The organism is Jiangella gansuensis DSM 44835, assembly GCF_000515395.1.
Lineage (GTDB): Bacteria > Actinomycetota > Actinomycetes > Jiangellales > Jiangellaceae > Jiangella > Jiangella gansuensis.
In genome coordinates this window covers 3799633-3822790 of record NZ_KI911782.1, presented here as the reverse complement: position 1 = coordinate 3822790, position 23158 = coordinate 3799633, and the positions used below count along the sequence as shown (strand labels likewise).

At 71.5% G+C, this 23158-nt stretch carries 23 protein-coding genes; 15 read left to right on the top strand and 8 right to left on the bottom strand.

Annotated elements, in window-relative coordinates; genetic code table 11:
• The first annotated feature begins 23 nt into the window (after positions 1 to 23).
• The 9 genes from JIAGA_RS0117950 (at position 24) to JIAGA_RS33260 (ending at position 5796) form a co-directional block, all read left to right on the top strand.
• The gene (locus tag JIAGA_RS0117950) at positions 24 to 914 is read left to right on the top strand and encodes a helix-turn-helix transcriptional regulator (protein ID WP_026876735.1); all 891 of its coding nucleotides are present in this window, start codon (positions 24 to 26) and stop codon (positions 912 to 914) included.
• Positions 915 to 1009: 95 nt separating this feature from the next.
• Positions 1010 to 1387 carry a hypothetical protein gene (locus tag JIAGA_RS0117945; protein ID WP_026876734.1) on the top strand — a complete coding sequence of 126 codons (378 nt, stop codon included), beginning with the start codon at positions 1010 to 1012 and terminating at the stop codon, positions 1385 to 1387.
• A gap of 71 nt (positions 1388 to 1458) precedes the next feature.
• Entirely contained in the window at positions 1459 to 1869 is a 411-nt protein-coding gene (locus JIAGA_RS0117940; protein ID WP_051426232.1) for a helix-turn-helix domain-containing protein, read from the top strand.
• Between the two features lie 113 nt (positions 1870 to 1982).
• On the top strand, positions 1983 to 2768 hold the full coding sequence (locus JIAGA_RS0117935; RefSeq protein WP_026876732.1) for an alpha/beta fold hydrolase: 786 nt from the start codon (positions 1983 to 1985) through the stop codon (positions 2766 to 2768).
• Positions 2769 to 2781: 13 nt separating this feature from the next.
• Positions 2782 to 3204, top strand: a complete 423-nt coding sequence (locus JIAGA_RS0117930; RefSeq protein WP_026876731.1) for a VOC family protein — start codon at positions 2782 to 2784, stop codon at positions 3202 to 3204.
• Between the two features lie 25 nt (positions 3205 to 3229).
• Positions 3230 to 3682 (top strand): GNAT family N-acetyltransferase, encoded by a 453-nt coding sequence (locus tag JIAGA_RS0117925; RefSeq protein WP_026876730.1) that lies wholly within the window; start codon positions 3230 to 3232, stop codon positions 3680 to 3682.
• A 77-nt stretch (positions 3683 to 3759) separates the two neighbouring features.
• A complete protein-coding gene (locus tag JIAGA_RS0117920) occupies positions 3760 to 4389 on the top strand; it encodes a type IV toxin-antitoxin system AbiEi family antitoxin domain-containing protein (RefSeq protein WP_211239719.1) in 630 nt (209 codons plus the stop codon).
• Positions 4386 to 5291: a nucleotidyl transferase AbiEii/AbiGii toxin family protein gene (locus JIAGA_RS0117915; protein WP_051426231.1), complete on the top strand. Its 906-nt coding sequence runs from the start codon at positions 4386 to 4388 to the stop codon at positions 5289 to 5291. Before JIAGA_RS0117920 ends, JIAGA_RS0117915 begins: the two co-directional genes overlap by 4 nt.
• Before the next feature lie 91 nt (positions 5292 to 5382).
• Positions 5383 to 5796: a nuclear transport factor 2 family protein gene (locus JIAGA_RS33260; RefSeq protein WP_051426230.1), complete on the top strand. Its 414-nt coding sequence runs from the start codon at positions 5383 to 5385 to the stop codon at positions 5794 to 5796.
• Positions 5797 to 5803: 7 nt separating this feature from the next.
• Here the strand turns inward: JIAGA_RS33260 and JIAGA_RS0117905 are convergent, their stop codons facing one another.
• Together JIAGA_RS0117905 and JIAGA_RS0117900 are read right to left on the bottom strand one after the other, a co-directional pair.
• Positions 5804 to 6292 carry an SRPBCC family protein gene (locus JIAGA_RS0117905; protein ID WP_026876727.1) on the bottom strand — a complete coding sequence of 163 codons (489 nt, stop codon included), beginning with the start codon at positions 6290 to 6292 and terminating at the stop codon, positions 5804 to 5806.
• 21 nt (positions 6293 to 6313) lie between these two features.
• Positions 6314 to 6877, bottom strand: coding sequence for a dihydrofolate reductase family protein (locus JIAGA_RS0117900; protein ID WP_026876726.1), 564 nt, complete (start codon positions 6875 to 6877; stop codon positions 6314 to 6316).
• Between the two features lie 246 nt (positions 6878 to 7123).
• Between JIAGA_RS0117900 and JIAGA_RS0117895 the strand changes: the two genes are divergently transcribed.
• The 6 genes from JIAGA_RS0117895 to JIAGA_RS0117870 all read left to right on the top strand — a co-directional run bounded on the left by JIAGA_RS0117895 (position 7124) and on the right by JIAGA_RS0117870 (position 15638).
• On the top strand, positions 7124 to 9247 hold the full coding sequence (locus tag JIAGA_RS0117895; protein WP_035812665.1) for an MMPL family transporter: 2124 nt from the start codon (positions 7124 to 7126) through the stop codon (positions 9245 to 9247).
• 137 nt (positions 9248 to 9384) lie between these two features.
• Complete coding sequence (locus tag JIAGA_RS0117890) at positions 9385 to 10389, top strand: LacI family DNA-binding transcriptional regulator (RefSeq protein WP_026876724.1); 1005 nt, start codon at positions 9385 to 9387, stop codon at positions 10387 to 10389.
• A gap of 132 nt (positions 10390 to 10521) precedes the next feature.
• Positions 10522 to 12255, top strand: coding sequence for a glycoside hydrolase family 13 protein (locus JIAGA_RS30625; protein WP_051426687.1), 1734 nt, complete (start codon positions 10522 to 10524; stop codon positions 12253 to 12255).
• Positions 12252 to 13649 (top strand): ABC transporter substrate-binding protein, encoded by a 1398-nt coding sequence (locus tag JIAGA_RS0117880; protein ID WP_026876723.1) that lies wholly within the window; start codon positions 12252 to 12254, stop codon positions 13647 to 13649. Before JIAGA_RS30625 ends, JIAGA_RS0117880 begins: the two co-directional genes overlap by 4 nt.
• A 91-nt stretch (positions 13650 to 13740) precedes the next feature.
• Positions 13741 to 14628 carry a carbohydrate ABC transporter permease gene (locus JIAGA_RS0117875; RefSeq protein ID WP_026876722.1) on the top strand — a complete coding sequence of 296 codons (888 nt, stop codon included), beginning with the start codon at positions 13741 to 13743 and terminating at the stop codon, positions 14626 to 14628.
• On the top strand, positions 14625 to 15638 hold the full coding sequence (locus JIAGA_RS0117870; protein WP_026876721.1) for a carbohydrate ABC transporter permease: 1014 nt from the start codon (positions 14625 to 14627) through the stop codon (positions 15636 to 15638). Before JIAGA_RS0117875 ends, JIAGA_RS0117870 begins: the two co-directional genes overlap by 4 nt.
• Before the next feature lie 300 nt (positions 15639 to 15938).
• Here the strand turns inward: JIAGA_RS0117870 and JIAGA_RS0117865 are convergent, their stop codons facing one another.
• The 6 genes from JIAGA_RS0117865 to JIAGA_RS0117840 form a co-directional block, all read right to left on the bottom strand.
• A complete protein-coding gene (locus JIAGA_RS0117865; protein WP_026876720.1) occupies positions 15939 to 16823 on the bottom strand; it encodes an ROK family protein in 885 nt (294 codons plus the stop codon).
• Positions 16824 to 16825: 2 nt separating this feature from the next.
• A complete protein-coding gene (locus JIAGA_RS30620; RefSeq protein WP_084469769.1) occupies positions 16826 to 18286 on the bottom strand; it encodes an argininosuccinate lyase in 1461 nt (486 codons plus the stop codon).
• Positions 18279 to 19145 carry a creatininase family protein gene (locus JIAGA_RS0117855; RefSeq protein WP_026876719.1) on the bottom strand — a complete coding sequence of 289 codons (867 nt, stop codon included), beginning with the start codon at positions 19143 to 19145 and terminating at the stop codon, positions 18279 to 18281. The genes JIAGA_RS30620 and JIAGA_RS0117855 overlap by 8 nt, the downstream gene beginning before the upstream one ends.
• Positions 19136 to 20905, bottom strand: a complete 1770-nt coding sequence (locus JIAGA_RS30615; RefSeq protein WP_051426686.1) for an ABC transporter permease — start codon at positions 20903 to 20905, stop codon at positions 19136 to 19138. The genes JIAGA_RS0117855 and JIAGA_RS30615 overlap by 10 nt, the downstream gene beginning before the upstream one ends.
• The gene (locus tag JIAGA_RS0117845) at positions 20902 to 21972 is read right to left on the bottom strand and encodes an ABC transporter ATP-binding protein (RefSeq protein ID WP_026876718.1); all 1071 of its coding nucleotides are present in this window, start codon (positions 21970 to 21972) and stop codon (positions 20902 to 20904) included. The genes JIAGA_RS30615 and JIAGA_RS0117845 overlap by 4 nt, the downstream gene beginning before the upstream one ends.
• Before the next feature lie 106 nt (positions 21973 to 22078).
• Positions 22079 to 23131: an extracellular solute-binding protein gene (locus JIAGA_RS0117840; protein ID WP_026876717.1), complete on the bottom strand. Its 1053-nt coding sequence runs from the start codon at positions 23129 to 23131 to the stop codon at positions 22079 to 22081.
• Positions 23132 to 23158: the final 27 nt, after the last annotated feature.

Here is a 23158-nt window from a genome sequence, read left to right as displayed (position 1 = left end):
GGGCCCGTACTAGCCTCGTGAGCATGGCGGATGCGGACACGCGGCTCGGTGACTTCCTGCGCGCCCGGCGCGAGCTGGCCCGGCCCGAGGACGTCGGCCTGCCAGCCGGTTGGGGCCGCCGGCGGGTGCCCGGGCTGCGTCGCGAGGAGGTCGCCATGCTGGCCGGCGTCAGCGCCGACTATTACGTCCGCCTCGAACAGGGCCGCGACAAGCACCCGTCCGAACAGGTGGTCGACGCGCTGGCCCGGGTGTTCGGCCTCGACGACGACGCCGCGGCGCACCTGCGCGAGCTGGCCCGCCCGACGCCCCGGCGACGCCGAGCGCCGAGCCGTCCGGAGAAGCCCACACCGGGCGTGCTGCGGCTGCTGGAACGCTGGCCGGACACGCCCGCCCTGGTGCTCGGCCGGTACCTCGACGTGCTGGCCGCGAACCGGCTGGCGCTGGCCCTCAACTCGTGCTCCGGCCTGGGCGTGAACCAGGTGCGGGCGGTGTTCCTGGATCCGGCCGCGCGCGACATCTACCCCGACTGGGACACCGTCGCACTGGAGACCGTGGCCAGCCTCCGCGCGGCCGCCGGCGCGGACCTCGACGAACCGCGGCTCACCGAGCTGGTCGGCGAGCTGTCGCTGAAGAGCGACCAGTTCCGCCGGCTCTGGGCTCGCCATGACGTGCGGCCGAAGACCTCGGGCACCAAACGGTTCATGCATCCGCTGGTGGGCGAGCTGACGCTCGCCTACGACACGCTCGCGGTCGCCAGCGCGCCGGGACAGCTCCTGGTCGCCTACCACGCCGAGCCCGGTAGCCCGTCGGAGCGGGCGCTCGCCCTGCTCGGCAGCGCCACCGCGCCGGTCGCCGAACCAGCGCCGGCCGCCGCGACCGCGTCCGTCGCCGAGACCGCGCCGGGCAACCGCTGACCCGTCTGCCGCCGGCACGATCCCCCACGGACGCCGTCGCCGGTCTACGCTCGGCACCACCGCACGACGACGTCTCGGCGCCAGGGGGCACAGCCATGGGACTCGACGCGAACTTCCCGGTCGTCACCATGAACGACCTGTCCGGAACGGTCCCGATCTACAACGACGACCAGCTCGTCGTGGGCATCCTCACCGGCGACCGGTTCCGGGTCAACGTGACGTGCCTGGCCCAGAAATGGGACGGCGACTGGTTCTACAAGCAGATGAACACCGAGGGCAACGAGTTCCCGTCGCGCAACGGCTGGATCCCCGCCGACCGCGTGCACGTCACCCACAACCCGCACGCTCCGGACCCGGTTCCCACCTGCAAGACCCTGACCGGCTGTTTCTCCAAGGCAGCAGCCGGCGCGGCGGTGACGACGGCGGTCGGCGTCGGCGTGCGACGGTGGCGCAGGCGCCTCGGTACGTCATAGCCCACGGTCACCGGCAGCCGAGGCGTGAGCACTGGAGAACGAGGCGATCGCCGTGGCGATGATGCGCAAGGATGGGAGACGTGAGTCCGCCGGCCGTTCCGCTCGCCCGGCACCTGCTGAGGGTGCGCGACCTCATCGACCGCGCGTTCGCCGAACAGCTCGACGTCGCCGCGCTCGCCCGCAGCGCGTCGGTGTCGCCGGCCTACTTCAGTCGCAGCTTCAAAGCGGCGTTCGGGGAGACGCCGCACCAGTACCTGATGAGCCGCAGGATGGAACGGGCCAAGGCCATGCTGCGCGCCGGCGACCTCACCGTCACCGAGATCTGCCTCGCGGTCGGGTTCACCAGCCTCGGGTCTTTCAGCACGCAGTTCCGCCGTTTCGTCGGCGACAGCCCCAGCGGCTACCGGGCCCGGCACCGCCCGGACGCGCTGGCCACGGTGCCGTCCTGCTACGTACGCATGTGGACGCGGCCGCGGCTCTGACGCCGTCGTCGGCAACTGGGCAGTTTTCGAGAAGCCGGGCTGGTCGCGCCGTTCCTATCGTCGACGACGAACGGCCGCGGAACCGCCACGGCCACCGCCGACAGGAGCGCACCATGGAGCGGATCGAGTCCAAGGACGGCACGCAGATCGCGTTCGACCAGTTGGGCGAGGGCCCACCGATCATCGTCGTCGCCGGAGCCGCCTGCGACCGAGGCGTCGACGCGGCCCTGGCCGGCGCGCTGGCCCGGCACTTCACCGTCCTCAACTACGACCGGCGCGGCCGCGGCGACAGCGGCGACACCCAGCCGTACGCCGTCGCCCGCGAGGTCGAGGACCTGCACGCCCTGCTCGAGGCGGCCGGCGGATCCGCCGGCGTGCTCGGGTTGTCGTCCGGCGCGGCGCTGGCCGCGGAGGCGGCGGCCAGCGGCCTCCCGGTCACCCGGCTGGTCATGTGGGAACCGCCGTTCAGCGTTGACCCCGACGGGCCCCGTCGGGCGGCGGAGTACACCGGGCGGCTGGACGAACTGCTCGGCGTGGACGACCGCGACGGCGCCCTCGCGCACTTCATGCGGCAGGTCGGGATGCCCGACCAGGCCATCGACGGCATGCGGCACTCGCCGTACTGGCAGGCCGGCCTGAGCCTGGCGCCGACGCTCGCCTACGACGCCGCGATCATGGGCGACTCCACCGTCCCGGCGGACCGGTTCGGGCGGATCGCCGTCCCGACGCTGGTGTTGGCTGGTTCTCGCAGCCCCGCGTTCCTGATCGGGGCGGCCCGGCGTGCCGCGGCGGCCGTACCGGGTGCCGGATTCGACGTGCTGGACGGTCAGGACCACAATGTCGCTCCGGAGGCCATCACGCCGGTCGTCGCCGAGTTCGCCGGCCGGCGTCGCTCGTGAGGAAGTGGACGCTGTGATCACCGGTTTCGCCCTGGTGTGCGTGAACGTGCTGGACATGGACGAGGCGCGCGCCTTCTACGTCGACACCCTCGGCTTCCAGGTCGCTTATGACGAGGTCCAGGACGGCTTCCACTGGTTCGTCGTCCACCCGCCGGAGCACCCCGAGGTGCCGCTGATGCTCGTGGTCCCGGGCCCGCCGGTCGTGGACGGCGAGCTGGCCGAGCAGATCCGCACCCTCGTCGCGACGGGCTACATGGGCCCCGGCGCGTTCGCGACGCAGGACTGCTGGGCCACCTACCGCGAGCTGAAGGCGAAGGGCGTGGAGTTCATCGAGGAGCCGACGGAGCGCTTCTACGGCATCGACGCGGCCTTCCGCGACCCGTTCGGCAACCACTGGCGCCTCACCCAGGCCAAGCAGGTGGCGCCGCCTACCTAGAGTGGGGCGCGTGACCGATTCCGCGCTGTCCACGGTTGTCTTCCGCGAAGCCACGCGCGCCGATCTGCCCGCCATCGTCGCTCTGCTCGCCGACGACGTCCTGGGCCGCGGCCGTGAACACACCTCCGTCGACGACGCCTACGAGCGGGCGTTCGCGACCATCGACGCCGACCCGCGCAACGTCCTCGTCGTCGGCGACGACGCCGGCGAGGTGGTGGCCTGCGTGCAGCTCACGTTCATCCCGGGCCTGGGCCGGCACGGTGCGGAACGCTGCCTCGTCGAGGCGGTCCGGGTGCGCTCGGACCGGCGCGGGGGCGGCGTCGGTGCCGCGCTCATGGCCTGGGTGATCGACCTGGCCCGCGAGCGCGGCTGCGCCCTCGTACAGCTCACGACGGACAAGACCCGCGTCGACGCGCATCGCTTCTACCGCCGTCTCGGTTTCGTCGCCAGCCACGAGGGCATGAAGCTCGCCCTCTGACGCCTCCGCCGGCGCTCGCCACCCATGGCCGGGAGAAAACGTCGACACTTGTGGCATTGGTGTCTACACTTTCTCCCATGTCGAACCAGCTGCCGGCCGACCGCTCCGACCGCCTCCCCGAGCGGGCACAGGCAGCGCTGCGGCGCCTGCCCGCGACCTTCACCTACACCGAGGGCCGGCTGGCAGGGCTGGACCACCGCGGGCTATACGGCCTGCGCGATGTCGGCGTCATCGAGCCACTGGGCCGAGGCCTCTACCGACGCATCGACGCCGAGTTCGCCGATCCGACGCTCACCGAGGTCGCCGCTCGGGCGCCGCGCGCGACGCTGTGCCTGACCAGCGCGCTGGTCGAGCACGACCTCAGCGACGCCATCCCGGCAGCGCCGCATCTGGCGCTGCCGCGCGGCAGCCGGTTCCCCGCCACCACCGGCCCGGTGACGTGGCACTCCTTCGCCGCCGGCACGTTCGAGGTCGGCCGCATAAAGCACCGTGTGGACAGCCAACTGGACCTCGGCCTATACATCGCGGAGAGAACCATCGTCGACACGTTCCGGATGCGGCACCTCACCGGCTCGGACGAGGCGTACGAAGCGCTGCGCCGCTGGCTGAGCCGGCGCGGGTCGCAACCGAGCGCGCTGCTGGCGATGGCCGGCCATTTCCCCCGGACGCTTCCGAGCATCCGGCACGCCCTGGAGGTCCTGCTGTGACGCCATCCCCCGGCCGCCGCCCCACCCGAGCCACGGCCGGGGGACGCGTCTATCTGGACCTGCGCCGCCATGCCCGGGCGCACGGGCGCGACACCGCGGAACTGCTGCAGCTCTATGCCCTCGAAGGATTCCTGGACCGGCTGCGGACGTCGCCGCTGGCCGATCGCATGGTGCTCAAGGGCGGAGTGTTGCTGGCGGCCTTCGACACCCGCCGCCCGACGCGCGACATCGACGTCGCCGCCCTGGGTCTCGACCGTGACGCCGACACCGTACGGGCCGCGCTCGCCGAGGTCGCCGCGCTCGGCCTCGACGACGGGCTGATCTTCGACCACGCCGCAACGACCGCAGCGACGATCCGCGACGACGACCAGTACGGCGGCGTCCGGGTCACCATGCCCTGCTCGTTGGACCGGGCGCGGCTGCGCTTCCACGTCGACGTCAACGTCGGCGACCCGATCTGGCCGGCACCTCGCCCGATCGAGCTGCCGCGACTGCTCGGCGGATCGATCCGGCTGCTCGGCTACCCGTTGAGCATGGTCTTCGCCGAGAAGCTCGTCACGGCCGCCGCACGGGGTTCGGCGAACACCAGGTGGCGGGACTTCGCCGACGTGTATCTGCTGGCCCGCCGACACGACCAGGACGGCACGGAGCTCACCGTGGCGGTCCGGCAGGTCGCCGACCATCGTGGTGTAGAGCTTCACAGAGCCTCGCTCGATCTCGACGGCTTCGCCGCGCTTGCTCAACCGAAGTGGCGCGCCTGGCGCAGCCGGCTCGGCCTCGACGACCGCCTGCCGGACGACTTCGCAGACGTACTCGGCGACGTCAACCGCTTCGCCGCCGGAGCCTTCGACGGCTCGGTGCGAGGCCACCGTTGGTCCGGCGTCGAACGCCGCTGGACCTGACCCGGTCCCCTCCGGTGATCGAGAGGGCGCCGCTGCCCGCCCAGGGGTGGCAGCGCCCTGTCGATCACCGGGAGCGTGAGAGCCTCGGGACATGGACCGGCAGTCGGCGATCACCCTCCTGGACGACCTGCACACCGCGCAGAACGCCTTCTACGGCGGCGGCGACGACACCGTCCTGCGCTCACTGCTGACCGACGACATCACCTGGACCGTTCCGGGCGACAACGCGATCACCGGCACGTACCGGGGCATCGACGATGTCTTCACGTACTTCGACCGGCGCCGGAGACTGGCCACGGGCACGTTCCGCATGCATCGACGCGACGTGCTCACCGGCGACGGCGACACCATCGCGGCGCTCACAGACGGGACCGCGTCCATCGGCGGCACCGACTGGACGTGGTCGACGGTGGGCCTGTACGGCATGCGCGCCGGACGGGTCGCGCGCTGCTGGCTGCTGCCGCTGGATCCGGAGCTGTTCGACCGCGTCTGGCGGGCCGGCTGACCGCCGCTCACCCGGCCAGTACCGCGTCCATCTGCCCGATCGTGCCCGCGAAGATCTCCATGGCTCCGAGGCGGGCCAGCTGCTCCATGTGGTCGTGGGAGCTGAAGACCGAGCGCACCACCATCCGGGTGCCGACGCCGTCGCGCGCGTCGAGCCGGACCTGGATGGCCGTCGTGGGCGCCCCGGCGACGGGGAGCCCGTCGCGGTCGGCGAACCCGTCGGTGAACTCCAGCGACGCCGGCGGGGTCACGGCGCCGATCCGCCACCAGCCGCGCGACTCCTGGCCGTCCGGGCCGGTCATGACGTACCTGACCATGCCGCCGGGGGCCAGGTCGTACGACAGTACCGTCATGGGATAGTCCGGCGGCCCCCACCAGCGTTCCAGCTGCCGTGGGTCGGCCCAGAGCTGCCAGACCCGCTCGGCCGGGGCGTCGAACTCGGTGACCACCGTCAACGTGAGAGCGTCGAAGTCCTTGTCGACTCGTGTGACTGTCATCGCTCAGGCACTCCCCCGCCTTCAGGCCCGGTTCGGCTCCAGGTGCAACGCCGCGATGCCGCAATCGAACGACCGGGCACCGACCAGCCGGTACCGCCCGTAGGTCTCGGTGTCGGGGAAGACCGGCAGCCCGGAGCCGATGGCGGCCGGGTTGACCAACAGGTGGAGCTCGTCGAGCAGGCCGCCGGCGATCAGGCTGGTGACCAGCGTGCTGCCGCCGTAGGCGATGATGTCGCCGCCCGGCTCGGACTTCAGGCCGGCGACGATCTCGGCGAGGTCACCGCCGGCCACCCGCACACCCTCCCAGGGCGACTCGGTCAGCGTGTCCGAGATGACCACCTTGGGGGTGTTGTTCATCTGGTCGATGCTCTCCTGGGTCTCACCCTCCGGGCCCGCCTGCCACGCCGGGATGAACCCCTCGGCGAGCTTGCGCCCCAGCACGATCGTGTCGACGGGGTCGTCCAGCGCGGTGACGTACGCGGTGAGGTCGTCCGACCACGGCACGGTCACCCAATCCAGCTCGCCGTTCGGGCCGCCCATGAAGCCGTCGAGCGTGGTCTGGACCTGGAGCTTGAACGTACGCACGGGAGCGCTTCCTTCCGGTTGGCGAGGCACGGATATACAACCGCACGGTTGTACGTTAGTGCGGGCGATGGTTGCTGTAAAGCACGCACCCGTCACGTCCCACGTGCGCCGGATCGAACCACCGGGCGGGCCTCGGCCGCGTCAGCCAACTCGTGTGCGGTGGGTCACATTTGTCTGTTTCGGCCCTAGAATCGTGCGGGTCCAACTCCGACGGGGGGCCGGTCCGCCGGCCGAGGAGTGGTGGTCATGGGGGCATCGAGGCGCAGGCTCGGCACGGTGGTGTGTGGCAGGCGAAGCAAGTGGATCGTGGTCGTCTTCTGGCTCGCGGTCCTGGCAGCGGCCTTCCCGCTGTCGGCCGAGCTCACCGGCGCGCAGGAGAACGACGCCGCGTCGTGGTTGCCGGGCAACGCCGAGTCGACCCAGGTGTTCGAGGTGCAGCAGGAGGCGTTCCAGACCGGCGAAGAGGTGCCGGCCATCATCGTCTACGAGCGGCCGGGCGGCATCACACCCGACGACCAGGCGAAAGCCGCCGCCGACGCCGAGCGCTTCGGCACCCTCGACGCGGTCACTGGTCAGGTGATGGGCCCGATCCCGTCCGAGGACGGCGAAGCGCTGCAGATCATCGCGCAGGTGGATCCCGGCGACGGCGGATGGTTCGAGCTCGGCGAGACCGTCGACGCGATGGGTGGAATCGTCTCCGACGGGCCGGACGGGCTGACGGCGTACGTCGCCGGTCCCGCCGGCGTGGCCGCGGACTTCGCCGAGGCATTCGAGGGCATCGACAGCACCCTGCTCTATGCCGCCATGACCGTCGTCATCGTGATCCTGTTGGTCTCCTACCGCAGCCCGGTGCTCTGGATCATCCCGGTGTTCTCCGCGTTCACCGCGCTCACCGCCGCGCAGGCCGTCGTGTACCTGCTGGCCGAGTACGCCGACGTGACCGTCAACGGGCAGACCGCAGGCATCCTGCTGGTGCTCGTCTTCGGCGCCAGCACCGACTACGCGCTGCTGCTGATCGCCCGGTACCGCGAGGAACTGCGCCGCCACGAGGACCGGCACGAGGCGATGGCGTTCGCCCTGCACCGGGCCGGCCCCGCCATCGTGGCCAGTGCGTCCACCGTCGCCGTGGGCATGCTGTGCCTGCTCGCCGCCGACATGAACTCAACCCGCGGCATGGGCCCGGTGCTCGCGATCGGCGTGGTCATCGGTCTGGCGGCCATGCTGACGCTCCTGCCGGCCGTGCTCGTCGTGGTCGGGCGCTGGGTGTTCTGGCCGGCCCGCCCTCGGTTCGGCTCGCCGGAACCGACCGAGCGGGGCTTCTGGGCCAGGGTGGGGCGGCGCATCGCCGGCCGTCCGCGCGGCGTGTGGATCGGCACGTCGCTGGCGCTGGGCGCGATGGCGCTGGGTCTGCTCGGCCTCGACACCGGTGTGCTGCCCAACCGGGACGCGTTCGTCGACCGGCCCGCCTCGATCACCGGTGAAGAGGCCCTGGCCCGGCACTTCCCGGCCGGCACCGGCAGCCCGGTCGTCGTGGTCAGTGACGCCGGGGCCGCCGACGACGTCCGCGCGGCCTTCGCGGAGACGCCGGGGATCGCCGACGTGACCGAGCCGGCGGCGGTGGACGGCGTCGCCTACCTGGAGGGCACGCTGGAGGCGGCGCCGGACAGCGATGAGGCCCGCGACACAGTGCTGCGAGTGCGCGACGCCGTACAGGCCGTGCCGAACGCCGACGCGCTGGTCGGCGGCAGCACCGCGATCAACCTGGACGCGCAGGACGCCGCCAGCCGCGACAGCGCGGTGATCATGCCGCTCGTGCTGGTGGCGGTGTTCGTCATCCTGGCGGCGCTGTTGCGGGCGCTGATCGCGCCGCTGGTGCTGATCGCGACCGTGGTGCTGTCGTTCGCCGCGGCGCTGGGGCTCAGTGCGCTGATCTTCGAGCACCTCCTCGGCTTCGCCGGCGCCGACACCGCGTTCCCGTTGTTCGTCTTCGTGTTCCTGGTGGCGCTGGGCATCGACTACAACATCTTCCTGATGACCCGGGTGCACGAGGAGGCGAAGGTTCACGGCACCCGGCGCGGAGCGCTCATCGGACTGGCCGCCACCGGCGGCGTCATCACGTCCGCCGGCCTGGTGCTGGCGGGGACGTTCGCGGTGCTGGCGACGCTGCCGGTGGTGGCGTTCGCCGAGATCGGTATCGCGGTGGCACTCGGCGTCCTGCTCGACACCATGATCGTCCGCTCGATCCTGGTGACGTCGCTCAACCTCGACATCGGCCGGTGGATGTGGTGGCCGAGCGCGCTGTCGAAGACCCCCGAGCCGCCACCGGCGGCCCTCGCCGAGGAGCCCGTCCTCACGACGCCCGAGCACTGACGCCCGTGATGGTTGCGAGATCCGGGTCACCATGGCGGCCCCGATCCCGCATCGACTCGGCCGCTCTCACCCACCACACCTGGCTCGCTCGGCAGCAACGCAAAATTCTTGCATGATCCTGTCGTATGCTTTCGGCCATGACGGGACGACTGACTGAGGTTGCCGCGAAAGTCGGCGTGAGCGAGGCGACGGTGAGCCGGGTGCTCAATGGGCGTCCCGGCGTCTCCGAGACCACCCGCGAGGCGGTGCTCACCGCCTTGGACGTGCTCGGATACGAACGGCCCACCAAGCTGCGCGGCGAGCGGGCGCGGCTGGTCGGCCTGGTCCTGCCGGAGCTGCAGAATCCCATCTTCCCGGCGTTCGCCGACGTCGTCGGCGGGTCGCTGGCCCAGCAGGGTCTCACCCCGGTGCTGTGCACGCAGACCGTCGGCGGCGTGTCCGAGGCCGACTATCTCGAGCTGCTGTTCCAGCAGCGGGTGTCCGGCGTCCTGTTCGCCGGCGGCCTGTACAGCGGCCGCAACGGCGTGCACGGCCACTACGCGCGCCTGATCGAGCGGAAGCTGCCGACGGTCATGGTCAACGCAGGCATCGACGAGCTGCCGTTCCCGCGGGTGTCCTGCGACGACGCGGTCGCGACCGAGCAGGCCGCGGGCCACCTGCTGGCGCTGGGGCACACCCGGATCGGCCTCATCCTCGGGCCCGACGACCACGTGCCGTCGCAGCGCAAGCTGGCCGCGGCACGCTCGACGCTGGCCGCCGCGGGGGCGGAGTTGCCCGAGGACCACATCGAGCACGCCATGCACTCGCTCGAAGGCGGCCAGGCGGCCGCCAGCCGGTTGCTGCGCCGCGGGGTCACTGCCGTCATCTGCGCCAGCGACCCCATGGCCCTGGGCGCCATCCGCGCGGCCAAGCGGGCCGGCCGCAGCGTGCCGCGTGACGTCTCCGTGGTCGGCTACGACGACTCCGCGCTGATGAACTGCACGGAGCCGCCGTTGACCACGGTCCGCCAGCCCATCGAGGCGATGGGCAAGGCAGCGGTGGACCTGCTGGTGGGGCTGATCGCCGGCAGCGCCGTGGAGTCCGACGAGTTGTTGTTCGAGCCGGAACTCGTGGTGCGCGGGTCCACCGCACCAGCCCCGTGATCATCGGGCGTCGACCCAGCCCGGAGACGGTCAACCGGTCGGCAGCAGCCAGCACCTCATCCGAGAATCGTCTTCTTTCAGCTTTTCGTTCAACTCTTGCGCACAGCGGTCTCCATCGTTACGGTGACCGCCATGGGCCAGGACCCCACCACCGAGAGTCACCGCGCAGCCGCCGCATGGTGGCGCAGCGCCGTCATCTACCAGGTCTACGTGCGCAGCTTCGCCGACGGGAACGGCGACGGCACCGGTGACCTCGCCGGTGTCCGCCGGCGCCTCCCCTATCTCAAGGACCTCGGCGTCGACGCGCTGTGGTTCAACCCGTGGTACCCGTCCCCCATGGCCGACGGCGGCTACGACGTCGCCGACTACCGCGACATCGACCCGGCCTACGGCACGCTCCACGAGGCCGAGCAGCTCATCGCCGAGGCTCGCGACCACGGGCTGCGCACCATCGTCGACGTCGTCCCCAACCACGTGTCCGACCAGCACCCGTGGTTCCGCGCGGCGCTGAGCGCAGCGCCCGGGTCGCCCTCGCGGGAGCGGTTCTGGTTCCGGCCCGGCCGCGGCCACGCCGGGACCGAACCGCCGAACGACTGGTCGTCCATCTTCGGCGGCCCGGCCTGGACCCGCACCAAGAACGCCGACGGCACGCCCGGCGAGTGGTACCTGCACCTGTTCGCGCCCGAGCAGCCGGACCTCAACTGGACGCACCCGCTGGTGTGGCACGAGCACGAGCAGATCCTGCGGTTCTGGTTCGATCGCGGCGCCGCCGGCATCCGCATCGACTCCGCCGGGTTGCTGGTCAAGCACGCCGACCTGCCCGACCTCGACCATGACCACGCGCCCGGTGAGCACGTGCACACCGACCGGGACGAGGTGCACGAGATCTACCGCAGCTGGCGGCGGGTCGCCGACGGCTACTCCGAGCCGCGGGTGCTGATCGGCGAGATCTGGCTCGAGGACCTGGAGCGGCTGGCCCGCTACCTACGGCCCGGCGAGCTGCACACCGTCTTCAACTTCGACTTCCTCAGTTGCCCGTGGGACCCGCGGCGGCTGCGGAAGAGCATCGAGACGTCCCTGCGTCTGCACGACGCCGTCGGGGCGCCCGCCACCTGGGTGCTGTCGAACCACGACGTCACCCGGCCGCCCACCCGGTACGGGCGGGCGGACACGTCGTTCGCCTTCGCCGCCAAACGCGCCGGCACCTCCACCGACCTCGAGCTCGGCCTGCGCCGGGCCAGGGCCGCAGCGCTGCTGTCGCTGAGCCTGCCCGGCTCGGTGTACATCTACCAGGGCGAGGAGCTGGGCCTACCGGAGGTCGAGGACATCGACCCGGAACGCATCCAGGACCCGATGCACGCCCGCTCCGGCGGCGTCGACCCGGGTCGCGACGGCTGCCGTGTGCCGCTGCCGTGGTCGGGCGACGCGCCGCCGTACGGGTTCAGCCCGGCGGACGCCACCGGTCACCCGTGGCTGCCGCAACCGCGGGACTGGGGCCCGCTCACCGTCTACGCGCAACGTGCCGACCCCGCTTCCACTCTCAGCCTCTACCGGACGGCGCTGCGGGTGCGCCGCGCCGAGCCCGATCTCGGTGACGGTCCGATGAGCTGGATCGACTCGCCACCCGACGTGCTCGCGTTCCGCCGTGGCGAACGGTTCGCGTGCGTCGTCAACCTGTCGGCGCACCCCGCCGCCCTGCCCGAACACGAGGAGGTCCTGCTGTCCAGCGCGGACCTCGACGACGGCCGGCTCGCTTCCGACGCCGCCGTCTGGCTGCGACTGCCGGACCGCACGAGCGGCACCACCACGAACCCCGTCCACCTGACGCCGCGACGCAGCGGCACCGAGGGATGGAGCACGACATGATCAGCACACGCAAGCACGCCGGGGCCGTGGCCGCGGCGGCGATGGCGTTCGGACTCCTCGCCGCGTGCGGTTCCGACGACGATCCCGCGTCGGGCGGCGCCGGCCAGCAGAACGGCACCGGCGGCGAACAGGTCACCATCAGCGTCAGCAACCTGCCGCCATCGACCGAGGCGGCCACCCGCGAGGCGTTCCTCGCCCGGGTGGAGGAGTTCGAGGCCGCGAACCCGGACATCACCGTCGAACCCAGCGAGTACGAGTGGGACGTCACGACGTTCGCGGCCCAGCTGGCCGGCGGCACCCTGCCGACGACGTTCGAGTTCCCGTTCACCGACGGCCAGGCGCTGATCGAGCGCGGCCAGCTCGCCGACATCACCGCCGAGGTCCAGGAACTCCCCTACGCCGGTGACTTCAACCCCAGCGTGCTGGAGGTCGCCCAGGACGACGCCGGCAACATCTACGCCGTCCCGGCCGCGGCCTACGGCATGGGCCTGCACTACAACCGGGCCCTGTTCGAGCAGGCCGGGCTCGACCCGGACCAGCCACCCACCACCTGGGACGAGGTGCGCGAGTACGCCGACGCCATCGCGGAGGCGACCGGCCAGGCCGGCTTCGCGCAGATGAGCCAGAACAACACCGGCGGCTGGATCCTGACCACCCTCACCTACGCCCTCGGCGGGCGCATGGAGGAGGGCGTGGGCGACGACGTCACCGCCACGCTCGACAACGAGGGTGCCCGCCAGGCCCTGGAGCTGCTCCAGGCGATGCGGTGGGAGGACGACTCGATGGGCGACAACTTCCTGTTCGACTGGGGCACCATCAACCAGGCGTTCGCGGCCGGCCAGGTGGGGATGTACATCGGGGGCTCGGACGTCTACAACAGCCTGGTCACCGAGAACGGCATCGACCCGGACAGCTACGGGCTGACGGTGCTGCCGCTGGAGGGCGACGACGCCGGGGTGCTGGGCGGCGGCACCATCGTCGGGGTCCGGCCGGACGCCTCCGACGAAGAGCGCGCCGCCGCCGTGAAGTGGATCGACTTCTTCTACATGAGCAAGCTGACCGAGCAGGAGGCCGCGGTGGCCGACGCCGAGGCGCTGGTGGCCTCGGACGCGCCGCTGGGCACGCCGGCGCTGCCGATCTTCGACGCCGAGCAGCTGGCGCGGTCGGACGCCTGGGTGGCCGACCTGGTCAACGTGCCGTTGCACCAGATGATGCCGTTCAAAGAAGCCATCCTGGACCAGCCGCTGGTGCCGGAGCCGCCGGTCAAGGCACAGGATCTCTACGCCGAGCTGGACGCCGTCGTGCAGGGCGTCCTGACCGACGAGAACGCCGACATCGAGGCGCTGCTGCGCACGGCGAACGACAACGTCAGCTCGCTGGTCGAGGCGGGCTGACCCGAGGCCGCCCCGCGGGTCGCGCGACCGCACCGGCCGCGACCCGCGGGGCGTTCCACCTGTCCTGACGCGACGACGCGGGGAGGGCGCCGTGGGCGCGACGATCCGGTGGGTACGCGGCGGCGGGCTGAGCGCACTGCTGCTCCTGCTCCCACTGCTGCTGGTGTTCGGCTATTTCGCGTGGTTCCCGATCGGGCGGGCCGTGGTGATGAGCTTCCAGGAGACCAACATGGTCGCCGATCCGGTCTGGGTCGGGCTGGACAACTTCACCCGGGTGCTCGGCGATCCGCTGTTCTGGACGTCGGTGCGCAACACCGCGTACTTCACCCTGCTGGCGCTGGTGTTCGGTTACCCGGCGCCGCTGGTGCTGGCGGTCCTGATGAGCGAGCTGCGCTGCGGCAAGGGCCTCTACAGCGCGCTGGCGTACCTGCCGGTGGTGGTGCCGCCGGTGGTGGCGGTGCTGTTGTGGCGGTTCTTCTACGACGCCAGCGAGACCGGGGTGTTCAACACGATTCTCGGCTGGGCCGGGGTGGGGCCGTTCGCCTGGATCCAGGACGCGTCGTCGGCGATGCCGTCGCTGGTGCTCCAGGCCACCTGGGCGAACGCCGGGGCGACGGTACTCATCTACCTGGCCGCGCTGACCGGTGTCCGCGCGGAGCTGTACGACGCCGCCGAGATGGACGGCGCTGGCCTGGCCCGCAAGGTCTGGCACGTCACCCTGCCGCAGCTGCGCGGCGTCCTGCTGATCACCCTCATCCTGCAGGTCATCGCCACCTTCCAGGTGTTCACCGAGCCGTATCTGATGACGAACGGTGGCCCGCAGCACGCCACCACCACGGTTCTGCTGCAGATCTACGACTACGCCTTCCGCTTCGGCGACTACGGAGCCGCGACGGCCCTGTCGGTGCTGCTCGCGCTGTTCCTCGCGGTGATGTCGGCACTGTACTTCCGGGCCACCCGAGCGTGGAGCACCTCATGAGCGAGACGGTTCAGGTTCCCGACGGCGTCCGCGCGGCCGCCGCTCCCCCACCGACCGACCGCTCGCCCGCGGACGACGACCGGCGACGACGGCGACGGCTGCGGCCACGCGCCGCGGCGGCTCGCACCACCGAGGCCGAGCGCGGCATCCTGTCCGTGTTCGACTGGCGGCGACCCGGTACCCGGTGGACGCTGCGCGCCGCCCAGGGCTCGGTGCTGGTGTTGCTGGTCGTGGCCTGCGTGGGTCCGATGCTGTGGCTGGCCCGGGCCGCCGTCAGCACCACCCAGGACACGCTGCGTACCCCGATGGCGTTCTGGCCCAGCGGCATCGACTGGGCCAACCTCGCCACGGCGTGGAACCAGGCCCAGATCGGCCACTACTTCACCAACACGGTGTGGGTGGCGCTCGGCTCCTGGTTCGTCCAGCTGCTGGTCGCCACCACGGGCGGCTTCGTGCTGTCGGTACTGCGGCCGCGGTACACGCGGGTGGTCACCGCGGCGGTGCTGGCGACACTGTTCGTGCCCGGCGTCGTGGTGCTCGTGCCGTTGTTCCTCACCGTCCTGGACCTGCCGCTGCTGAACACGTCCCTGCTGAACACCTACTGGGCGGTGTGGCTGCCGGCGGGCGCGAACGCCTTCAACGTGCTGTTGGTCAAGCGGTTCATGGACGCGCTGCCACGGGACGTCTACGAGGCCGCCCGGGTGGACGGCGCCGGGCCGTTCCGGCTGCTGTGGTCGGTGGTGCTGCCCATGTCGAAGCCGATCCTCGGAGTGGTGTCGATCTTCGCGTTCCTGAGCGCGTGGAAGGACTTCCTCTGGCCGCTGATCGTGCTGCCGGAGCCGACCCTGCAGCCGTTGTCGGTGCGGCTGCCGATCATCCGCGACACCGTGGAGCTGGACGTGTTCCTCGCCGCGCTGCTGATCTCGATGGCACTGCCGATCGTGATCTTCCTGGTCTTCCAGCGGCTGTTCCTGCGCGGCGCGGGGCTGGGCGGCGCGGTCAAGGGCTGACCGCACCGTCAGCTGACTCGCGGCGCCGCGTCCGTGCCCGGCTGGTTCGCGCGGGCGATACGTGTGAGCGGGCTTTGCAATGAGCACCTATATGCACCACCCGAGGGCCGCGCAGCTCGCGAGGCGACCTGACTCCGGGCCGGGCTTGCTTGCTGGCTTCCGGTAACGACCTGGTCTGTCGTCGCGTTTGCCGGCCGTGTTCCGGCGCACGGCGTTACCAGAGGACAGCAAGCACGCCGGCGCCCGCTGGTCATTGGTGCCCATTGCAAGCGGCACGACACCTTCCCCGGACGCGCGCGCTCAGCGCACGGTCGCGGCGTCCGCGGCCAGGGTGACCGCGCCCACCAGCGGCGCGTCCTGGGCGAACCCGGACATCACCACGTCGGGCGGGAACGGCAGGTGCGCGTGCAGTCGCTCGGTCAGCCGTCCGACGATGCGCTCGCTGCCGGTGAGCCCGCCGAACAGCACCACCCGCTCGGGGTCGAGCAGCAGGCACATGCCGATCACGGCCCGGGACATCGTGTCGAGGCGCCGGTCGACGGCGTCGCGCAGCTCCGCGTCCGCGGCGGCGACGAGGTCCGCCGCGCCCCGGGCCAGGCCGTGTGTGGCGGCGAGCTCGTCGAGGACCCGTCCGCCGAAGACGGCTTCCAGGTGGGTCTCGTCGGGGTGCAGCGGACCGGCGCCGGCCAGGGTGTAGCCGATCTCGCCGGCCGCGCCGTGGAAGCCCGGCACCACCCGGCCGCCGACGGTGACGGCCGCGGCGACGCCGGTGCCCAGGCCGAGCACCAGGCCGGGGTCGGCACCGCGCAGCCGGCCGTGGTGTACCTCGGCGAGGGCGGCGGCGTTGACGTCGTTCCACACCGGCACCGGCATGTCACCGAGGCGCTTCCGCAGCGCGTCGGCCAGCCGCAGTTCTCCCCAGCCGGGGACGTTCGGCGCGAGGTCGATCCCGTCGGGACGTACCACGCCGGGCGTCGCCACCCCCGCGGCCAGGACCGGCCGGCCGGAGTCGGAGACCAGTTTCTCCGCCGCGTCGAGTGCCCGCGCCAGGGCCCGCTGGGCGCCGTCGACGGCATTGGTCGGCAGCCGGCGCCGTTCGATGATGGACCCGTCCGGCTCGGCGAGCGCGAGGGCCATCTTGGTGCCGCCGAAGTCGATACCCAGCAGCACTCCCGTCGTCGTCATGCTCACGCGGCGATCCGCTCCCGCACCACGTCGTCGAGCCGGCCGGCGGCCGCGGCCAGCCGGGACCGGTAGCCTGCCAGGTGCTCGGCGGACTCGGCGACGCTCCCGCGCAGCGTCTCGACCTGCCGGCGCACCGCGGCGGTACCGGGACCGTCGGCCTGCGCGCGCAGCAGCACCCGGGCAGGGTCGTTGGCGGCGGCGATCAGCTCCTTCGCCGCCTCCTCGCCCACGTCGGGCAGGCCGAGCGCGGCGGCCGCCTCGAGCACCATGCCGACCGTCCACTGCTCGGGTTCGGCCTCCCGCAGCAGCCGGCCGGCCAGCGAGTGCGCACCGCGGAACGGCACCCCGGACGCGGTGAGCGCGTCCGTGGCCGCGGTGGTGGTGGCGCCGGTGGCGACGATGGCGGCGGCCGACGGCGGCGTCAGCGGCTCGATCCGCGCGCTCACCCCGCCGAGGAGCCGGAAGAAGCGGCGGGCCCGGTCGTTGCTCTCCCACAGCCGCGCCTGCACGTCGGTGGTCGCGTTGTTGGAGTCCTCCCACCAGGCGGCGCCGACGTTGTTCAGCACGGACGCGGCATCGGCGGCGGTGGCCCCGGCCATGGAGACCAGGTGTTCGAACACCACCGGGTTGCGCTTCTGCGGCATGATGCTGCTGCCCTGGGTGAACTCCGGCGGCGTGGTCACCCACTGCCAGCTCAGCCAGTCCATCAGGGTCCGGGCGAACCGCGCGCCGGTGGCCAGCGCCTGCGCGTTGACGGTGGCCACCCGCATCAGGTGGTCGGCACCGGCCACGGCTTCGTACGAGTTCACCACCAGTCCGTCGAAGCCGAGCAGCTCGGCCACCCGTGCGGAACTGATGTCGAGGTCCGTCCCGGCGAAGGCGCACGAGCCGAGCGGCGACACGTTGAGGTCGTCGAGCAGCGCGGCGTACCCGCGGGCCTGCCCGGCCAGCGCCTCGGCGTAACCGGCCAGCACGTGCCCGACGGTGGTGGGCTGCGCCGGGCGCCGGTGCGTGTAGCCGATGACGACGACGTCGGCGTAGCGGTCCGCGGCGTCCAGCAGCACGCCCGCCGTCGCCAGCACCTCGTCCTGGACGGCGGCCAGCTGGTCGCGCAGGATCATCCGGAAGATGCCCTGGTCCAGGTCGTTGCGGCTGCGCGCCAACTGGACGTCCAGCTCCGACGTGTCGATGCCGGCGGCCGCGGCCAGGCGCTTCTCCATCGTGAAGTAGACGTCCTCGACCGACCCGTCGTAGGTGAGCGCCGCCGGGTCGTCGGAGCGCATCGTCTCCAGCCCGCGCAGCAGCCTCACGGCCCGCTCGGCCGGGACGAGACCCTGCTCGGCGAGCATCACCACGTGGGCGCGGCTGGCCTGCACCATTGGCCCGTAGAGGGTGGCCGCGTGGTGCTCGAACGCCACCCGCAGGTGGTTCTCCTGGTAGACGGTCAAGCCCTGCTCAGGCATCGGCCTCTCCTGTGTCGGGTGTCGGGTCGGGACGCGAGTCGGTGCCCGGGGCGTCGGGCAGCGGCGCCGCCAGCCAGGCGTCCACGAGGTCGCGCAGCCGCCGGGCCCCCAGGTCGCGGACCCGCCGGCCGGCGTCGTCGCCGACCAGCGAGATGTGCCCGGACCAGCCCTCCCACGGCGTGGGCCGCGACTCGACCAGCACGTACGGGCTCGGGGTGGACAACTTCGGCCGCGGCGGCAGGTCGTCGGCTGCGGCCAGGTCGACGGCGTAGGGAGCGAAGCCCAGCACGCCGCTGGTCTCGTAGGCGCCGCCGTGGCCGCGCGACGTCCGCGGGCCGAAGATCTCGGTCGTCTCCTCGGGCGTGATCAGCTGGAACCAGTTGGCCAGCAGCAGGCTGCAGCGCTGCCGGCCGGACACCCATTCCATGGCCGCCCGGACGATGGACATGTTGGCGTCGTGCCCGTTGACCACGAGCACCCGGACGAAGCCGGCCGCGACGATGCCTTCCAGCACGTCGCACAGGTAGGACAGCGCCACCTCCGGCCGCACGCCGATGGTGCCGGGCCAGGGCCGGGTCTGCCCCGGGCAGGCGGTGTACGCGACGGCCGGGTAGAGCACGGCCCGGGGCCCGGCGGGATCACCGTCGCCGGAACCGGAACCGGCCTCGTCCGCCCACGCCCGCGCGAACCCCTCGGCCAGCAGCAGGTCGGTACCCAAAGGCAGGTGCGGGCCATGCCACTCGAACGCACCCACCGGCAGCACCGCGAAATCAGCTTCGGCGACGGCGTCCGGCCAGGCCGCCCCGGTGACCCGGGTGGCGTCGACCAGCTGGGCCGCGCCGTTCCCCGTCACGCCCACTGGGTCGCCTCCTTGGCCGCGCGGGACGACCGGCCGCGTTCCAGCCGGCCGCTGACGAGCATCACAACGAAGATCAACGCGATCTGCAGCATGCCGTACGCGGCCGCGGTGCCCACCTCGAACCGGTACATGCTGTTGTTGATGGCGACGGAGATCGGCTCGGTCTGCGAAGTGTAGATCAGCACCGACGCCACGAACTCGCCGACGCCGTGCACGAATGCCAGCAGCGCGCCGGCCATGACGCCGGGCAGCACGAGCCGCACGGTCACCGTCAGGAACGCCCGCGGCCAGGACGCGCCGAGGTTGCGCGCGGCCTCCTCCAGCGCCGGGTCCGTCTGCGCCAGCGCCGCCGACGTCGAGCGGAACACCATCGGCAGGAACCGCACGAAGTAGGCCAGCGGCATGATCCAGAACGTCGCCACCAGCACCTGCCCGAAGCTGAACACGTTGCCGGTGCTGAAGGCCGCGATGAGGTTGATCGCGACGACGGTACCGGGCAGCGCCCACGCCAGCATGACGCCGATGTCCAGCAGCGACCGGCCGACGAAGCGCAGCCGGCGCACCGCGTACGCGATGAGCACGCCGACGATGATGATGCCGGCGGTGGCGACCGCGCTGATGGTGAGCGAGTTGAGGATCGGTTCGAAGGCGCGCGGGTCGTTGAAGATGGTGTGGAAGTTCTCCGTCGTGTACTCCGACGGGATGACCTGCGTGGTCCACGAGCCGTCGCGCGAGAACGCCACCAGGCCGATCGTCGCCACCGGGGCCAGCAGCACCGCCACGCCCACCAGGGAGCCGGCCATGGCCAGCCAGCGGCCCAGGGGGTTGGTCACCTCGCGCCGGTGGCTCGCGACGCCCTTGGACAGCGACCGGTACGACCGCCGGCCCTCGTACCACCGCATGGCCAGCAGGAACAGGATCGACACCACGCCCAGCACCGAGGCGTAGGTGGACGCCAGCGGCATGTCGCCGTTCGTGCGGTTGATGTAGATCTGCATGGTCATGGTCTGGTCGACGCCGAACAGCAGCGGCGCGGTGTACGACGCCAGCGACGTCATGAAGACCAGCAGCGCGCCGGAGACCATGGCCGGAGTCAGCATCGGCAGCAGCACGGTGCGCCACACCCGCAGCCGGGAGGCGCCCAGGTTGTAGGCCGCTTCCTCCACCGACGGGTCCATCCCGCGCAGTGCGGCTGACGCGGCCAGGTAGAAGAACGGATACATGGTGAACGTGTGGACCACCAGCACGCCGGCGATCCCGCTCACCGCCAGCACCGGTTCCTCGGTGCCGAACAGCTGCTGCAGCGCCCGCGGCAGGATGCCGGTCTCGCTGTAGAGCAGCTGGAACGAGATGGCGCCGATGAGTGGCGGCAGCGCCGCCGGCACCAGGATGATCGCCTCGATCAGCCCCCGGCCGGGGAACTGGAACCGGCGCAGCAGGAACGCCATCGCCACCCCGACGACGCCGCACAGCACGACGCTGGCCACCGAGATGAGAATGGAGTTGATCAGGGACTGCCGGGCCACGCCGCCGCTGGACAGGAAGCCGGTGTAGTTGTCGCCGGCGTTCTCCCCGACGCTCTCGAAGAACGTCGCCAGCATCGGCTGCACGATGTAGCCCCACAGCACCAGAGCCAGCGGCAGCACCAGCAGGTACGGGAACCACCGCGACCCGGTGACGGCGCCGCCGCGCAGCCGGCGGGTCGGCCCGGAGGGGGCGTCCCGGGTGGCGACCGGCTCCGGGGAGGTGCTGACGCTCACGGCCGGACCACCCACAGGTGCTCAGGCGGCAGCACCACGCCGACGGTGGCGCCGACGGTGAGCCCGGCGGGGATCTCGACGGCGGCGACGTGCAGCTCGGTCCCGGCGAGGTCGACCACGACGTTGGTCGCCATGCCGGTGAACTCGGTCTCGACGACGGTGGCGCGCAGGCTGCCGGTGACGTCGGGCCCGGTCAGCCGGATGTTCTCCGGCCGCGCCGACACCAGCGCGGTCCCCTGCTCACGCAGCCCGTGTCCCTCCGGCGCCGCGGCCCGCAGCGTGACGCCGTCGGGACCGGCGACGTCGACGTGGTCGGCGGCGGCCGCGACGACCGGCAGCTCCAGCACGTTGCTGCGGCCGATGAAGGTGGCGACGAACCGGTTGGCGGGGCGGCGGTAGATCTCCTCGGGGCTGCCGACCTGCTGGACGGTTCCGCCGTTCATGACGGCGATCCGGTCGGACATCGCCATCGCCTCGGACTGGTCGTGCGTGACGTAGATCGAGGTCGTGTTGGCCTCACGCTGGATGCGGCGGATCTCCAGCCGGGTCTCCTCGCGCAGTTTGGCGTCGAGGTTGGACAGCGGCTCGTCCAACAGCAGCGTGCGCGGCCGGATCACCAGCGCGCGTGCCAACGCGACCCGCTGCTGCTGGCCGCCGGAGAGCTGGTCGATGCGGCGGGCGCCGTAGCCGGACAGGTGCACCTGCTCCAGCGCCTCGTCGATGCGGCGTTTGGCCTCGGGGCCGCGCACCTTGCGGGTCTTCAGACCGTAGCCGACGTTCTGGGCGACGCTCAGGTGCGGGAACAGCGCGTAGTTCTGGAACACCATGCCGGTGTCGCGCTTGTTCGGAGCCGTCCGGGTGACGTCGTCGGCGCCGAAGTAGATGCGTCCCGCGGACGGGAAGTAGAACCCGGCGACCATCCGCAGCGTCGTCGTCTTCCCGCAGCCGCTGGGGCCGAGCAGCGTGAAGAACTCACCGTCGCGGATGGTCAGGTCGACCGTGTCGACCGCGGGAGCGCCGGAGCGGGAGAACATCTTGCTCACCGCATCGAGCCGGACCTCGACCATGTCTCACCTTCCATCGTCCACTTCTGGAGACTTGTGCACGCCAAAACCCGCCGGGAAGCGTGCGCAAGTCTCCAGAAGTGGGGTGTGCGGGCGCCCGCGGCGCGGGTCAGCCCTTGTTCTTGATGTTCTCGTTCCAGTAGTTGATCCACTCGGTCTCGTTCTGACCGATGGTGGCCCAGTCGACGTCCATCGGCTGCAGGTCGAGTTCGGCCAGCCACTCCGGCTGTTCGGAGATCTCGACGGTCGGGATCTGGTAGAAGTCCGCGGCCAGCTCGGCACGCAGCTCGTCGTCGAACAGGAACTCCAGGAACTGCGTGGCGGCCTCGGTGTCGCCGCCGCCGACCGCGGCCACGCCGTCCACCAGCACCGGCGCACCGGAGGCGGGCATCACGTAGCTGAACGGCATGTTCTGCTGCTCGGCCTGGATGAGGATGTCCTGGAGGTTCCAGGCGCTGAGGATGCCCTGCTCACGCGACATCTTCAGGTACAGGTCGGCCGGGTTGGCGGCGTACTCACCGGTGTTGGCGTCCAGCTGGGTCAGCCACTCGTAACCCGGCTGCGGGTCGATGCCGTCGGGCGACTCCTTGAGGATCATCGAGGCGTAGATGGAGCGCATCGTGCCCGACGCGGCCACGTCGCGGATGATGATCTGGTCCTGCCACTTCGGGTCGAGCAGGTCGTCCCAGTCCTGCGGCGCCTCGTCCGCGGACAGCGCCGCGTTGTTGTACATGATGACCTCGGGCAGCAGGATCTCACCGAACCAGCGGCCCTCCGGGTCCTTGTACCCATCCTCGATGTCGGCGGCGAAGTCCGGCTCGATCGGCTCGAGCAGGTCCTCGGCGGCCGCGGCGTCCAGGCCCTGCTGGGTGCCTCCCCACCAGACGTCGGCCTGCGGGTTGGCGGACTCGGCGCGGACTCGCTCGAGCACCTCCTGGGCGCCCAGGTTGAGCACCTCGACGTTGCCGGCGTACTCCGGGTACTCCTCCTCGAAGCGCTCCACCACGAAGTCCGTGATGTTGGAGTCGCGCGCGCTGTAGATGGTCAGGCTGCTCGATTCCGAGCCGCCGCCGGACGTGGTGTCGCTGTCGTCGCCGCCGCAAGCGGTCGCGACCATGCCGAGCGCGACGGTCGCGCCGAGCACGATGATGGGGCGTCGCATGGATACCTCCGTGGGTGTTGGGGTGAC